This window comes from Salipiger sp. ABN3_019 (assembly GCF_056158605.1).
On record NZ_JBSWTP010000009.1, the window covers coordinates 1,269,306 to 1,283,681 of the forward strand.

Genomic DNA, 14,376 nt, shown 5'->3' on the forward strand with positions numbered 1-14,376 from the left:
GGCGTAGCGAGAGGCTTCATATCCCTGTCACAACGGCTTCCTGGCGTGACAGCTGGTACCTAATGGAGCGCTTATGTCCCGACAGAACTATATCTTCACTTCGGAATCGGTCTCCGAAGGGCACCCCGACAAGGTGTGCGACCGGATTTCCGATGCGGTGCTTGACGCGCTGCTGGCAGAGGACCCGCTGGCGCGCGTCGCCTGCGAAACCTTCGCCACCACCAACCGCGTGGTGATCGGCGGCGAGATCGGTCTGACCGATCAGGACAAGCTGCACGATTACATGGCGCACATCCCTGACATCGTGCGGGCCTGCATCAAAGATATCGGCTACGAGCAGGACAAGTTCCACCACGAGACCGTCGAGATCACCAACCTGCTGCACGAGCAGTCGGCGCATATCGCGCAGGGTGTGACCGGCGGTGGCAACCGTGACGAGGGCGCGGGCGATCAGGGCATCATGTTCGGCTACGCCACGAACGAAACGCCGGAACTGATGCCGGCGCCGATCCTCTACTCGCACGCCATCCTCAAGCGGCTGGCCGAGGCGCGCAAAACCGGCGCCGAGCCGATGCTCGGACCGGACGCCAAGAGCCAGGTCACCGTCCGCTACAAGGATGGCAAGCCGGTGGGCGTGACGCAGATCGTGCTCTCGACCCAGCACAGCGACGAGGGGCAAAGCTCGGACGACATCCGCGCCATCGTCGAGCCCTACATCCGCAAGACCCTGCCCGAGGGCTGGATCTCGCCCGAGACCGAATGGTGGGTGAACCCCACCGGCAAGTTCGTCATCGGCGGACCTGACGGGGATGCGGGTCTGACGGGCCGCAAGATCATCGTCGACACCTATGGCGGGGCCGCCCCGCATGGCGGCGGTGCCTTCTCGGGCAAGGACCCCAGCAAGGTCGACCGGTCTGCGGCTTATGCGGCGCGCTATCTGGCCAAGAACGTCGTGGCCGCCGGGCTCGCCGACCGCTGCACGGTGCAGCTGTCCTACGCCATCGGTGTGGCCAAGCCGCTGTCGATCTACGTCGACACCCATGGCACGGGCGATCTGGCCGCCGAGGCGATCGAGCGGGCGATCCCCAAGGTCATGGACCTGACGCCGCGCGGCATCCGGACCCATCTCGACCTCAACAAGCCGATCTACGAGCGCACCGCAGCTTATGGCCACTTTGGCCGCGCGCCCGATGCCGACGGCGGCTTCTCGTGGGAGCGCACCGATCTGGCAGAGGCGCTGAAGAGCGAGGTCTGAGGCCGGGCAAATCTCTTCGAAGAGATTTGCAAATTCGATACGTCGAATTTGGCTGTCACGCGACGGGCCGGTGGGAAACCTCCGGCCCGTTTCGCGGTCCGGCGCTGACCTATGGTCAATCCTCTCGCCGCATGCCATGGCAGCGCCATGGATTTATGGATCATCGTCACCCTCAGCGCGGCCTTCTTTCAGACCCTGCGCTTCATGCTGCACAAGGTGCTGAGCGGCGGCGCGCTCACCGCCACCAGTTCGACCTTCGCGCGCTTCGCCTATGCCGCGCCAGCGGCGGTGCTGGTGGTCGGCGGGTACCTCGTCGGAACCGGGCAGGGCTGGCCGGATCTGAGCCCGCTGTTCTGGGCCTATGCGCTTTTCGGCGCGCTTGGACAGGTCCTCGCCACGGTCTGTGTCGTGGCGCTGTTCCGGCAGCGCAACTTCGCCGTGGGCATCACCTTCAAGAAGACCGAGGTGATCCAGACCGCGCTGCTCGGCCTTTTGGTGCTGGGAGAGCATATCTCGGCTGCCGGTTGGGGTGCGATCCTGATCGGCCTCGTCGGGGTGCTGCTGCTGTCGGACACGCCGGGACCGGGCGGGCTGCTGCGCCGTATGGGCAGCCGGGCGGTGGCCTTGGGGCTGGCCTCGGGGATGTTCTTTGCGGTGTCGGGCGTGGGCTACCGCGGCGCTTCGCTGGAGATCGCCTCGGACGCGCCGTTCCTGCGCGCCGGTGTCACGCTGGTCTGCGTCGTGGTGTCTCAGGCCATCGGCATGGCGCTCTGGCTGCGGGTCTTCGAGCCGGGGCAGATCACCGCCGTCTGGGCGGCACGGCGCACGGCGCTCTGGCTCGGCCTCACCTCCATGGCCGGAAGCCTGTCGTGGTTCACCGCCTTCACCCTGCAGACCGCCGCCTATGTTCAGGCATTGGGGCAGGTCGAACTGGTGTTCTCGCTCATGGCCTCGGCGCTGTTCTTCAAGGAGCGCATCACGCGGCGCGAACTCACCGGCATCGGGTTTTTGTGCCTGTCGGTGCTGATCCTCGCGCTTGTGCTCTAAAGCGATGCTCCGGGTGGGCCATAACGCCGGGATCCGGGTTGCGCCCGTCCCGGCAGGCTGACATTTTCCGCGCCAGAAAAGGAGCCCGCCTCATGTCCTTCACCCTTGCCACCTGGAACATCAACTCGGTCCGCCTGCGCGAGCCCATCGTCCTCAAGCTGCTGGCCGAGGAAGGGCCGGACGTGCTGTGTTTGCAGGAGACCAAGAGCCCGGTGGAGAAAATCCCGCTCGAGCAATTCGCGGCGCTTGGCTATCACCACATCGTGGCGCGCGGGCAAAAGGGCTACAACGGCGTGGCGATCCTGTCGAAGCTGCCCATCGTCGATGCCGGCGACCGCGATTTCGCCGCGCTTGGCCATGCCCGCCACGTCTCGGCGACGCTGGAGAACGGCGTGACCATCCAGAACTTCTATGTGCCCGCAGGCGGCGACGAGCCCGACCGCGAGGTGAACGTGAAGTTCGGGCAAAAGCTCGACTACCTCACCGAGATGCGCGACTGGTTCCACGCCGAGGCACCGCAGAAATCCATCCTCGTGGGCGATCTCAACATCGCCCCGCGTGAGGACGACGTCTGGAGCCACAAGAAGCTGCTCAAAGTGGTCTCGCACACGCCCATCGAGGTCGAGCAACTGGCGCAGGTGCAGGACGCGGGCAAATGGGTCGACATCACCCGGCAGGACATCCCCGAGGGGCTGCTCTATTCGTGGTGGTCCTACCGCGCGCGCGACTGGGATGCGGCGGACAAGGGGCGGCGGCTCGATCACGTCTGGGCGACGCCGGATATCGCGAGTGCCGGACACGGCTCGCGGGTGCTGCGCATCGCGCGCGGCTGGGAGAAACCGTCGGATCACGCGCCGGTCTTCGCCACCTTCGATCTCTGAGGCGATCTCTGAGACCCAAGCGATAAATTTCCGTGCCCGGCTGCTGCAAGGCCGGGCACTTGCGGAACAATTCTCGATGCGCTCTGGTTGAGGCGGGCCGGTAGACACTCTCCGGCGCGCAACAGCGGAGAGCGCGCATGGGCTCCAACACCACGATTTTTGCCGTCGTTCTGGCGGTGCTCCTGCCGCTGGCGGTGGCCTACGCCGTCTGGCGCGCGGTCTCGACGGCGCGCACGCCGCAGGGCGCAGCGGCTTGGACCGTCTTCCTGCTGGCGGCGCCGTGGTTCGCGCTGCCGTCCTATCTCTTTTTCGGTCAGCACAAGCTCCGCGGCTACCGCATCACCCGCCGGAGCAGCCGCAGGGTGCGCCGCGAGCTTGATGCCTTCTGCGCGCATTACCCGCCCGACAACAGCGATCCGGCCCGTTACCACGCTTTCGAGAAGCTGGCGGCGATGCCGGTGGTCGGGGGCAACTCGGCCGATCTTCTGGTCGATGGCTCCGAGACCTTCGACGCTGTCTTTGCCGCCATCGACCGGGCGCATAACTACCTTCTGGTGCAGTTCTACACGATCGCCGACGATGATCTGGGCGACGAGCTGGCCGACCACATGATCGCCGCCGCGCAGCGCGGCGTCTCGGTGCGGCTGATCTTCGACGGTGTCGGCAGCTACGGTCTGCCCGGCGGCTATCTGACGCGGCTGCGCGAGGCGGGGGTGCAGGTGGTCGACCCAAAGAATGCGCCGGGGCCCACGTCGCGCTTTCAGATCAACTTCCGCAACCACCGCAAGACGGTGATCATCGACGGCCATGAGGGGTTTATCGGCGGTCACAACGTCAAGGACGACTACCTTGGCAAGAACCCCTCTTTCGGGCCGTGGCGCGACACGCATCTGCACCTGCGCGGCCCGATGGTGGCGCAGTTGCAACTGGTCTTTGCCGAAGACTGGCACTGGGCCACGCTGGAAAGCATCGGCGAAGAGCTCAACTGGCGCCCCGACCGCGCGCCCGAGGACCTGACCGGGCTGGTGCTGCCCACCGGACCCGCCGACGACATGGACACCGGCGCGATGTTCTTCATCTCCGCCATGGCCGAAGCGCGCGAACGGGTGTGGATCGCCTCGCCCTATTTCGTGCCGGACCAGGATGTGCTCTCGGCGCTGGTCTGCGCCGCGCTGCGCGGCTGCGACGTGAAGGTGCTGGTGCCCGACAGCATCGACCACTACCTGCCGTGGCTGGCCGCGCATGCGTTTTTCGACGAGGTGCGCGCCGCGGGCGTCGAGGTGCTGCGCTACAAGGGCGGCTTCGTGCATCAAAAGGTGGTGCTGGTTGATGATGATTTCGCGGCCGTCGGGTCGGCCAATCTGGATAACCGCTCGTTCCGGCTCAATTTCGAGACAATGGCACTGATTTTTGACCGGGGTTTCGCGCAGCGGGTGGCAAAGATGCTGGAGGCTGATTTCACCAGCGCCTACATCATGGAGAAGCCACTGAGCGAACACCCGCGCTGGATCCGTCTGGCCGCGCCTTTCGCCCGGCTGCTGGCGCCAATCCTCTGAGGAAGACCCGTATGAGTGCCCCGCTGAAGATCGCAAGCTACAACATCCGCAAGGCCATGGGGATCGACCGCCGCCGCGATCCGGCGCGCATCCTGCAGGTTCTGGGGCAGATCGACGCCGACGTTGTGGTGCTGCAGGAGGCCGACCTGCGGCTTGGTCCGCGCCCCGCGGCCATCCCGCGTTTTCTGATCGCGCAAGAGACCGACTATGAAGTGGTGCCGCTGGCGCGCAATGAGGTCAGCCTCGGCTGGCACGGCAATGCGATCTTTGTGCGCAGGGGGCTAGAGGTCACCCAGACCGCGCGCATCGAACTGCCGGGGCTAGAGCCGCGCGGCGCTGTCATGGCGCGGGTCGAGGGGGTGAACGTCGTGGGCGCTCACCTTGGGTTGCTGCGCCGCTACCGGCTCAAGCAGATGTCGGAAATTCGGGATCACCTGGGCGATCTGCGCGCCGAGGCGGCCATCTTCGGCGATTTCAACGAATGGTCCGACGTGCGCGGCTATGAGCCGTGGGAGCGCGACTTCACGCTGACCCTGCCGGGCCGCAGTTATCACGCCTCGCGACCCTTCGTCGCGCTCGATGGCGTGGCCTATGGCAGCAGCCTGACGCTGCATGCGGCCGGGGTCGAACAGTCGGGCGCTGCGCGGCGCGCCTCGGACCATCTTCCGATCTGGGCAGAGCTGACCCGCCACGCCTGAGCGGCGGCGGGCAGGGGGCCGCGCCCTTGCATCGCGCCCCCGCCTGCGCCATGTAACACGCCAAGCAAACCGCCGCAGCGGAGGACACAGCATGCTGGAACTGGGCAAGACCGAGGCCCCCAAGGCCGATCTCATCAAGGACGTCAGCGAAGCCGACTTCATGGCAGAGGTGATTGACGCCTCGCAGGAAGTGCCTGTCATCGTGGATTTCTGGGCGCCTTGGTGCGGCCCGTGCAAGCAGCTTGGACCGGCGCTGGAAGCCGCCGTCACCGAGGCCAAGGGCGCGGTGAAAATGGCCAAGGTCAACGTCGACGAGGCACAGATGATCGCCGGTCAGCTGCGCATCCAGTCGATCCCCACGGTCTATGCCTTCTACAAGGGCCAGCCGATCGACGGCTTTCAGGGCGCGCTGCCGCCGTCGGAACTGAAGAGCTTCATCGACCGCGTGGTGCAGGCCTCGGGCGGTGATGCGTCGGGCGGGCTCGATGAGGCGATCGCCACCGCAGAAGAGATGCTGGAGCAGGGCGCCGCTGCCGACGCCGCGCAGGTCTTTGCCGCGATCCTCGAAGAAGACCCGCAAAACGCCAAGGCCTATGCCGGTCTGGTGTCCTGCTATCTCGCGCTCGACGACCTCGATCAGGCCGAAGCCGTGCTCAATGGCGCGCCGGTCGAGATCTCCAAAGCGCCTGAGCTGGAAGCGGCCCATGCCAAGATCGAGCTTGCCAAACAGGCCAGCAACGCCGGCCCGGTCGCCGAACTGACCGCGAAGGTCGAGGCCGACCCGGCGGACCTGCAGGCCCGTTTCGATCTGGCGCAGGCGCTCTATGCCCATGGCGAGACCGAAGACGCGGTGACCCAGCTGCTGGAGCTTTTCCGCCGCGACCGCGAGTGGAACGACGGTGCCGCCAAGGCGCAGCTTTTCACCATCTTCGAGGCGCTGAAGCCGAACGATCCGGTTGTTCTCAACGGGCGTCGTAAACTTAGCTCGATGATATTTGCCTGAGCGCCGCGGCGCTCTAGCTCGCAGGTCATGGTGAGACGAACTGATCTCCCGGGGATGATCCCGGTTTTCCCGCTTCCCGGTGCCATGCTGCTGCCGCGCTCGCGCCTGCCGCTGCACATCTTCGAGCCGCGTTATCTGGCGATGCTGGATGACGCGCTGAAGACCGACACACGGCTGATTGGCATGGTGCAGCCGCTGGGCCACGACGAAAGTGAAACGCCCGCGCTGCAGCGCATCGGCTGCGCCGGGCGGATCACGCAGTTCTCGGAGACCGAGGACGGGCGCTATATGATCACCCTGTCGGGCCTGTCGCGCTTCCGTATCCAGAAAGAGGTGGAAGGGTTCACGCCCTACCGCCGCTGCGAGGTGGACTGGAACGGGTTCGAGCATGATCTCGACGCCCATGCCGACAGCGACGACAGCTTTGATCGCGGTGCCTTCCTGCGTCTGCTCGACCGCTATTTCGAAGCGCGCGGCCTGTCGGCGGATTGGGATACGCTCAAGGAAGCGGAAGACGAGCTGTTAATCAACTCGCTGTCGATGCTGCTGGATTTCGTGCCCGAGGAAAAGCAGGCGCTGCTTGAGGCGCCGCGGCTGGCGTCGCGACGCGAAACGCTTGTGACCCTGATCGAATTCGCCCTGCGTGGCGGTGAAGAGGACCTGATTCAATGAGTGAAACTTCCGCCGAAGAGACCTTTGTCTTCGACCGCCGCATGCTTGAGGCGCTGGTCTGCCCGGTGACCCATGGGGTGCTGGAATATGATGCCGAGCGGCAGGAACTGATCAGCAAGAACGCCGCGCTGGCCTTCCCGATCCGCGAGGGCATTCCGGTGATGCTGCTCGACGAGGCGCGGCGGCTCGACGGCTGAACGCATCAGATTGATGCGCGGCTCGCCAAGATAGCGAGGGGCCAGCCCCTCGCGCTCCCCGGCGTATTTGGAAAGAGAAGAAGGGGCGCGGTCCGGAGAGGGCCGCGCCTCTTTTGCGTCAGATGTCGAGCGCAAGGGCGCGGGCGAGGATCGCCGGATCGACATTGCCGCCCGAGACGGTGCAGATCACTGCGTCGCCTTCGATCTGCTGGGGCCGGAAGAGCGCCGAGGCCAGTGCCACCGCGCCGCCCGGTTCGGCGACGATCTTGAGGTGGCGCACGGCAAGTTGCATCGCCTTCAGCGCCTCTTCCTCGCTCACCGCCAGCCCGGGGCCGCAGAGCCGGTTGAGGATCGGGAAGGTGAGATCGCCGGGCTGCGGCGTGACGATCGCATCGCAGATGTTGCCCCCCATGGCGGCGTTGCGCTGGATTGCGCCCGCCGCCAGCGAGCGCTTCACGTCGTCGAAGCCCTCGGGCTCGGCGGGGCGCACGCGCAGGCCGGGGGCCTTCGCCTCCAGCGCCAGCGCGATGCCCGAGGTCAGACCGCCGCCACCGCAGCAGACGATGACGTCGGCTTTAGTCACGCCCGCCTCGGCAGCCTGTTCGGCGATCTCCAGCCCGCAGGTGCCTTGCCCGGCGATCACCTCGGGCTCGTCGAAGGGTTTGACCAGCGTCAGCCCGCGCTCGGCGGCGAGCTGCGCGCCAAGCACGTCGCGGTCTTCGGTCTCGCGGTCATAGGGCACCACCTCGGCGCCCAGCCCCTTGGTGCCCGCGACCTTCGCGGCGGGGGCATCGGCGGGCATGATGATCACCGCGGGAACGCCAAACCCCTTGGCGGCGGCGGCGATGCCTTGCGCGTGGTTGCCCGAGGAGAAGGCGATCACCCCTTTGGCACGCACCTGCGGATCGAGCGCCGAAAGCGCCGACCACGCGCCGCGGAACTTGAAGCTGCCGGTGTGCTGCAGGCACTCGGCCTTCACCAGCACGCGGCGACCGGCGATCTCGTCGAGAAACGGGGAGGAAAGCAGCGGCGTGCGGCGCGCGTGGCCCTTGAGCCGCGCGGCGGCGGCTTCGATCCGGGTGATGTCCATCTGGGGAATGTCCTTGCTGTCTCGGTCTTTGGCGGACCCTGAGCCGCGATGCGGAGCAAGTCAACGCCGCCGGTGAGCCGGGCGGGGACTTGTCCCGCGCCGCCAAGCGCGCCAGAAGGGCGCCGTGATCGAGCGGCGGCACGAAGAGAACGGCATGCGCTCGCGGGCGCTCTACTCGCCCTGCGAGGCCTATCGCTATGGGCTCGAGCGGGTCTGGGACCCGGCGCGTCCGGGCGGGCTGCTGCTGTGGATCATGCTCAACCCCTCGACCGCCGACGAGCGGCAGAACGATCCCACCATCGAGCGCTGCCAGCGCCGGGCGCAGGCGCTTGGCTTCGGCGGCATGCGGATCGCCAATCTCTTTGGCTATCGCGCCACCAAACCCGCCGATCTGCGCCGCGCGTCCGCCCCGGTGGGCGCGGAGAATGACGCGCTTTTGCTGCGCTGGCACGCCGAGGCGGGGCTGACGCTGGCGGGTTGGGGCGTGCATGGCGTCCATCTGGGACGCGGGGCGGAGATCGCGGGTGTGCTTTCGGGGGATCTGCATGTGCTTGGGCTGACCAAGGACGGCCATCCGCGTCACCCGCTTTACGTGTCCTACAGCCAGCAGCCGCAGATCTGGCAGCGGCCGCGTTAACCTTCGCAGGCGAATGCGCTTGGTTACCGCGCGGGGTGTCACTCAGACTTCCGGCTTCTCGCCTTGGGAGCTAAGGGATGCTGTTTCTGACCGGACTGATGGGCATGGCGCTGCTGGGCTCGCTGGCGATCTTCGCGTCGCCGGGCGGCGAGGACGCGGCAGAGAGCGGCGGCGATGACGCGGCCTCAGGGCCCGGAGACGGGGACGAGGAGGATGTGCCGCTGGACACCAGCCTGCTCGACCAAGTCAGCGCCAGTTTCGACACGGATTGGAACGCGGCGCAGAGTGATACGAGCCAAAGTGATACGAGCCAGAGTGATCCCGGCCAGAGTGATACGGGCCGTATCGACGCGGGAAGTGACGGGGCGGACATTCTGATTGGCACGCCGCTGACCGATCTTCTTGGGGGCGGTGCGGGCGAGGATGTGCTCGACGGGCGCGGCAGCGACGATGAACTGCTCGGCGGGGATGGCAACGATACGGTGCTGGGGGGCGAGGGCAATGACACGCTGCACGGCGATGCAGGCAGTGATGTGCTGCGCGGGGCGGAGGGGGATGATCTGCTCTTTGCCCATGACGGTGGCGGCGCGCTCGACGGGGGCGCGGGCGATGACGAGGCGCAGGGCGGGCTTGGCGCCGATCTGCTCCTAGGGGGCGCCGGGCAGGACGCGCTTTTGGGGCGCGAGGGCGATGACACGCTGATCGGTGGGAGCGGCGCCGATACGCTGTTTGGCGGCTGGGGCGATGACCTGCTGTCGGGTGTCGAGGTGGATGCCGGCGGGCACGATCAGGACGATGCGGATTTCCTCAACGGCGGCTCGGGCAGTGATACGCTCTGGATCGGCGCGGGCGATGTAGCGAGTGGCGGTGCCGGGGCGGACAGTTTCATCCTTGGCGATTGGAGTGCCGGGGAGGCGGCGGCCGAACTGGTGGATTTCGATCCGTCCGAGGACCAACTGATCGTGGTCTACGATGGTGCGGGCGGGGATGCGGATGCGCCGGAACTGGAGCTTCGTGAAAGCGCAGAGGTGGCGGGGATGACCGAGCTTGTGGTAGATGGCGAAGTGCTTGCGCATCTGCCCAGCGATGCTGTCCCGTCACTTGACAGTATCGCCCTGCTGAACGGTGGCGCGCCCGATCTTGCGGGGGCCTGACAAGGGGCCTGATCATAGAGGGCCTGAGCAACAGCGGCTCCGGCAACTTCGGGCTTTCCTTTTACGCTGAATTGCCCTATACGCCCGCATCCGGCCATGCGGGCCGGATTTCTCCACGGGCCCTGCTGGACGACATCCCGGCTTGTGCCATCCCTCTAACCCTGAAGGAGACCCCGATGTCGATCACCGTTGAAGAAAAGAACCGCCTGATGAAGGAATTCGCAACCAAAGAAGGCGACACCGGCTCGCCCGAAGTTCAGGTTGCTATCCTCACCAGCCGCATCTCGACCCTGACCGAGCACTTCAAGACCCACAAGAAGGACAACCACTCGCGTCGTGGCCTTCTGAAGCTCGTGGCTCAGCGCCGCAAGCTGCTGGACTACCTGAAGGGCAAGGAAGAGGCGCGTTACACCGCCCTGATCCAGCGCCTCGGCATCCGCCGCTGATCCGCTCCGGATACGGAATTCGCAGCGCCCGCTCCATTGGAGCGGGCGTTTTGCGTTTCCAGCGGGGACCATCCGTGCCACGCATCCACACCGAACGTACTTTTAGGGGCTATTTCACGGAACCCCTGACGCCCGCGAAGGAAAACCCGATGCGCGCCACTGGGTCATCGTCGGCCTGCAATGGCCCGTCCGGGCGGCCTCGCGCTTATTGCTTCCCAAAAGCCGGATTCTCATGTATGCGCCCCCCATCTGAGACGTGACGCCTTTGGCTCCCGGGCACATGCAAGAGGATAGGGAGCGGTGGCAATGGGGCCACCATGCAAACGGGAGACCCGGAGGGCCGGGAGTGCTCCCTTACAGGATACGCTACATGTTCAACGTAACGACGAAATCCATGCAGTGGGGCGAGGAAACCCTCACCCTCGAGACCGGGAAAGTCGCCCGCCAGGCAGATGGCACCGTCATCGCGACGCTCGGCGAGACCTCGGTCATGGCCAACGTGACCTTCGCGAAGGAACCGAAGCCGGGTCAGGATTTCTTCCCGCTGACCGTTCACTACCAAGAAAAATACTATGCCGCGGGCAAGGTGCCCGGTGGCTTCTTCAAGCGCGAGGCGCGTCCGACCGAGAAAGAGACGCTGACCGCACGCCTGATCGACCGTCCGATCCGTCCGCTCTTCGTCCCCGGCTTCAAGCATGAAGTGCTGGTGATGTGCACCGTGCTGTCGCACGATCTGGTCAACGACCCCGACGTCGTTGCGATGATCGCTGCCTCGGCCGCGCTGACCATCTCGGGCGTGCCCTTCATGGGCCCGATCGCAGGCTGCCGCGTCGGTTACACCGATGGCGAATACGTGCTGAACCCGACCGTCGATGACATGCAGGGGCTGCGCAACAACCCCGAGCAGCGTCTCGACCTCGTCGTCGCCGGCACCAAAGACGCCGTGATGATGGTGGAATCGGAAGCTTACGAGCTGACCGAGGAAGAGATGCTGGGCGCCGTGACCTTCGCGCACGAGCAGATCCAGCCGGTTGTCGACCTGATCATCGATCTGGCCGAATCCGCCGCGAAAGAGCCCTTCGACTTCCAGGCCCCGGATTACTCCGAGCTGTTCGAAGTGGTGAAGGGTCTGGGCGAAGCCAAGATGAAAGAAGCCTACGCGATCACCGACAAGCAGGCGCGCGTCGCCGCGGTGTCGGCCGCCAAGGAAGCGATCAAGGCAGAGCTGAGCGAAGAGCAGCTTGAAGACGCGAACCTCGGTTCGGCGATCAAGAAGCTCGAGTCGGTTGTGCTGCGCTCGGACGTGGTGAAGAACAAGCGCCGCATCGACGGTCGCGCCCTCGATCAGGTTCGCTCGATCGTGTCGGAAACCGGCGTTCTGCCGCGGACCCACGGCTCGTCGCTGTTCACCCGCGGTGAAACGCAGGCGCTGGTCGTGACCACGCTGGGCACCGGCGACGATGAGCAGATCATCGACGCGCTGCACGGCAACTTCCGCAGCAACTTCCTGCTGCACTACAACTTCCCGCCGTATTCGGTTGGTGAAGTGGGCCGCGTTGGCTCGCCGGGTCGCCGTGAGATCGGCCACGGCAAGCTGGCATGGCGCGCGCTGCAGGCCGTGCTGCCCGCACCGACCGACTTCCCCTACACCATTCGCGTGGTGTCGGAGATCACCGAATCCAACGGCTCGTCCTCGATGGCCTCCGTTTGCGGCGGCTCGCTGTCGATGATGGATGCGGGCGTTCCGCTGAAGGCGCCGGTGGCCGGTGTGGCCATGGGCCTCGTGCTGGAAGACGACGGTGAGTATGCGGTTCTGACCGACATCCTCGGCGACGAAGACCACCTCGGCGACATGGACTTCAAAGTCGCAGGCACCGAGAACGGCATCACCTCGCTGCAGATGGACATCAAGGTCGCGGGCATCACCCCCGAGATCATGAAGCAGGCTCTGTCGCAGGCGAAAGAAGGCCGGATGCACATCCTCGGCGAGATGGCCAAGGCTCTGACCGAAGCGGCAGAGTTCTCGGTTCACGCGCCGCGCATCGAGACCATGCAGATCCCGACCGACAAGATCCGTGAAGTGATCGGTTCGGGCGGCAAGGTGATCCGCGAGATCGTCGAAGTGTCGGGCGCCAAGGTCGACATCAACGACGATGGCGTGATCAAGATCGCCTCGGCCAACGGTGAAGCCATCCAGAAGGCCTATGACATGATCTACTCGATCGTGGCAGAGCCGGAAGAGGGCTCGATCTACAAAGGCAAGGTCGTGAAGATCGTCGATTTCGGCGCCTTCGTGAACTTCTTCGGCAAGCGCGACGGCCTCGTGCACGTCAGCCAGATCGAGAACCGCCGCCTGAACCATCCGTCGGATGTGCTGAAGGAAGGTCAGGAAGTCTACGTGAAGCTTCTGGGCTTCGACGATCGCGGCAAGGTGCGCCTCGCCATGAAGATGGTCGACCAAGAGACCGGCGAAGAGATCTCCGCTGAGAAGAAGGAAGAGACCGCGGAGTGATCCGCGGCCTCGGCCATTTCTGAAAACGCGAACGCCCCGGCCTTTCGGTCGGGGCGTTTTGCATTTGGCGGTGTCGTGCGGCTCAGTGCAGCAGGGCAGGGGTCCGCGCGTGGGTCGGGTCGAGCACCAGCGACGAGGTGCGGGTGCCGGCCCAGAAGCCTTCGAGGAAGCGTGAGGGGTCGGCCTTTTGCCGCATCTCTTCGGTCATCGCCAGCAGGCCGGTCACCTGATCCTGCGACCAGCTGAGCAGCATCCCCGGAGCGGAGATCGCCGAGATCGGCGCATCCATCAGCGCCACGGGCGGCTCGTCGCGGTGGAACGCGTCGATCGGGCACTCCAGCGAGGAGGTTCGCGTCTCGTCCCAGAGCGTCACCTCATCGAGGCGCAGGGCCTCGAAATAGGGCAGCAGCATTGGCTCGACCACCAGCGGCAGCCAGTCTTCCTCGGGCTTGTAGAGGCCTTCGTTGCGGCAGTGCCGGGCGATGCGCGAGATCAGCGTCACATCCGCTTCGGGCGGCTCCGCGCCAATGACCCAGAGCCAGACCATATGCGCAAAATGCTCGAAGTCCGCGACGCCGAGCGCCTGCGCCACCATGTCCCAGCGGATCGGCTGGCCGGTGGTCTTGATGATCTCGTCGAAGGCGTCGGGCGGCTGGTTGGGTTGGCCGTCGCCAAGGCTTTCGATCAGCGCCTCAAGCTCTTGCTGCGTGGTGGCCTCGCTGCGCAAAGGCCCCCAAGCGGCAGTATCCGGCGCAAAGCCGGGGACGCTGAAGAACGGGTTGAGCACGACGAAGACATGGTCGTAGTCGCGCATCCACCAATCCAGCAGCGGTGCGTTCATGCTCGGGTGTTCGAGGCGTCGGGGCGTGTCGGTCAAGCTCAGTCCTTTCCGGCAGGGGCGCCGGGCTTCTACCATCTGTTGCGGCAACGGCAAGCACCGCAGACAGGCCGGCGCGAAAAGCCGGGAATCTTCTGTCATGTTTCCGATTTGTTAACGATTATCCGCGCAGATCGGAAGGGCAAGCCGATCGGCCACCGCTCACGGAAGGGACGGACGGGGTTTGTGGGCGCTTCGGCTTCGCGGAGGGGATGCCGCAGCCGGAGCGCCAATTCCGGCAGGGATTACACGCCGCATGTATCACAAAGCCAGAGCGGCCCGGCAAGAAAGGCGGCATGCCGTCAGCGAGACGTCACGAGGGTTACAAACGAGGGTTACAGATGGGAACGC

At 65.6% G+C, this 14,376-nt stretch carries 14 protein-coding genes and 1 riboswitch; of the genes, 12 read left to right on the forward strand and 2 right to left on the reverse strand.

Annotated features, from left to right (window positions below; translation table 11 throughout):
* Window positions 1-21 precede the first annotated feature (21 nt).
* Window positions 22-70: riboswitch (SAM-SAH riboswitch) on the forward strand.
* A gap of 3 nt (window positions 71-73) precedes the next feature.
* The 8 genes from metK to ACXAD2_RS14320 all read left to right on the forward strand — a co-directional run bounded on the left by metK (window position 74) and on the right by ACXAD2_RS14320 (window position 7,309).
* Window positions 74-1,255 (forward strand): methionine adenosyltransferase, encoded by a 1,182-nt coding sequence (gene metK, locus ACXAD2_RS14285; RefSeq protein ID WP_475171355.1) that lies wholly within the window; start codon window positions 74-76, stop codon window positions 1,253-1,255.
* 147 nt (window positions 1,256-1,402) lie between these two features.
* On the forward strand, window positions 1,403-2,302 hold the full coding sequence (locus ACXAD2_RS14290; RefSeq protein WP_475171356.1) for an EamA family transporter: 900 nt from the start codon (window positions 1,403-1,405) through the stop codon (window positions 2,300-2,302).
* A 92-nt stretch (window positions 2,303-2,394) separates the two neighbouring features.
* Window positions 2,395-3,183, forward strand: coding sequence for an exodeoxyribonuclease III (locus ACXAD2_RS14295; protein WP_475171357.1), 789 nt, complete (start codon window positions 2,395-2,397; stop codon window positions 3,181-3,183).
* Between the two features lie 137 nt (window positions 3,184-3,320).
* On the forward strand, window positions 3,321-4,739 hold the full coding sequence (gene cls, locus ACXAD2_RS14300; protein ID WP_475171360.1) for a cardiolipin synthase: 1,419 nt from the start codon (window positions 3,321-3,323) through the stop codon (window positions 4,737-4,739).
* An 11-nt stretch (window positions 4,740-4,750) separates the two neighbouring features.
* Window positions 4,751-5,437 (forward strand): endonuclease/exonuclease/phosphatase family protein, encoded by a 687-nt coding sequence (locus ACXAD2_RS14305; protein ID WP_066101995.1) that lies wholly within the window; start codon window positions 4,751-4,753, stop codon window positions 5,435-5,437.
* Between the two features lie 91 nt (window positions 5,438-5,528).
* Window positions 5,529-6,440, forward strand: coding sequence for a thioredoxin family protein (locus ACXAD2_RS14310; protein WP_066101992.1), 912 nt, complete (start codon window positions 5,529-5,531; stop codon window positions 6,438-6,440).
* A gap of 27 nt (window positions 6,441-6,467) precedes the next feature.
* On the forward strand, window positions 6,468-7,112 hold the full coding sequence (locus ACXAD2_RS14315) for an LON peptidase substrate-binding domain-containing protein (RefSeq protein WP_475171362.1): 645 nt from the start codon (window positions 6,468-6,470) through the stop codon (window positions 7,110-7,112).
* Window positions 7,109-7,309 (forward strand): Trm112 family protein, encoded by a 201-nt coding sequence (locus tag ACXAD2_RS14320; protein ID WP_224898853.1) that lies wholly within the window; start codon window positions 7,109-7,111, stop codon window positions 7,307-7,309. The genes ACXAD2_RS14315 and ACXAD2_RS14320 overlap by 4 nt, the downstream gene beginning before the upstream one ends.
* A gap of 118 nt (window positions 7,310-7,427) precedes the next feature.
* On the opposite strand, the gene ACXAD2_RS14325 is transcribed toward ACXAD2_RS14320, so the two are convergent.
* The gene (locus ACXAD2_RS14325; protein WP_475171365.1) at window positions 7,428-8,399 is read right to left on the reverse strand and encodes a threonine ammonia-lyase; all 972 of its coding nucleotides are present in this window, start codon (window positions 8,397-8,399) and stop codon (window positions 7,428-7,430) included.
* 124 nt (window positions 8,400-8,523) lie between these two features.
* Here ACXAD2_RS14325 and ACXAD2_RS14330 point away from each other — a divergent pair, with 124 nt between their 5' ends.
* The 4 genes from ACXAD2_RS14330 to pnp all read left to right on the forward strand — a co-directional run bounded on the left by ACXAD2_RS14330 (window position 8,524) and on the right by pnp (window position 13,148).
* Window positions 8,524-9,036, forward strand: a complete 513-nt coding sequence (locus ACXAD2_RS14330) for a DUF1643 domain-containing protein (protein ID WP_475171368.1) — start codon at window positions 8,524-8,526, stop codon at window positions 9,034-9,036.
* A 77-nt stretch (window positions 9,037-9,113) separates the two neighbouring features.
* On the forward strand, window positions 9,114-10,190 hold the full coding sequence (locus ACXAD2_RS14335) for a calcium-binding protein (RefSeq protein WP_475171372.1): 1,077 nt from the start codon (window positions 9,114-9,116) through the stop codon (window positions 10,188-10,190).
* A gap of 176 nt (window positions 10,191-10,366) precedes the next feature.
* The gene (rpsO, locus tag ACXAD2_RS14340) at window positions 10,367-10,636 is read left to right on the forward strand and encodes a 30S ribosomal protein S15 (RefSeq protein WP_066101975.1); all 270 of its coding nucleotides are present in this window, start codon (window positions 10,367-10,369) and stop codon (window positions 10,634-10,636) included.
* Window positions 10,637-11,006: 370 nt separating this feature from the next.
* Window positions 11,007-13,148 carry a polyribonucleotide nucleotidyltransferase gene (pnp, locus tag ACXAD2_RS14345; RefSeq protein WP_164181002.1) on the forward strand — a complete coding sequence of 714 codons (2,142 nt, stop codon included), beginning with the start codon at window positions 11,007-11,009 and terminating at the stop codon, window positions 13,146-13,148.
* Between the two features lie 82 nt (window positions 13,149-13,230).
* Here pnp and ACXAD2_RS14350 read toward each other — a convergent pair whose 3' ends face one another.
* Window positions 13,231-14,025 (reverse strand): hypothetical protein, encoded by a 795-nt coding sequence (locus ACXAD2_RS14350; RefSeq protein WP_475171375.1) that lies wholly within the window; start codon window positions 14,023-14,025, stop codon window positions 13,231-13,233.
* Window positions 14,026-14,376: the final 351 nt, after the last annotated feature.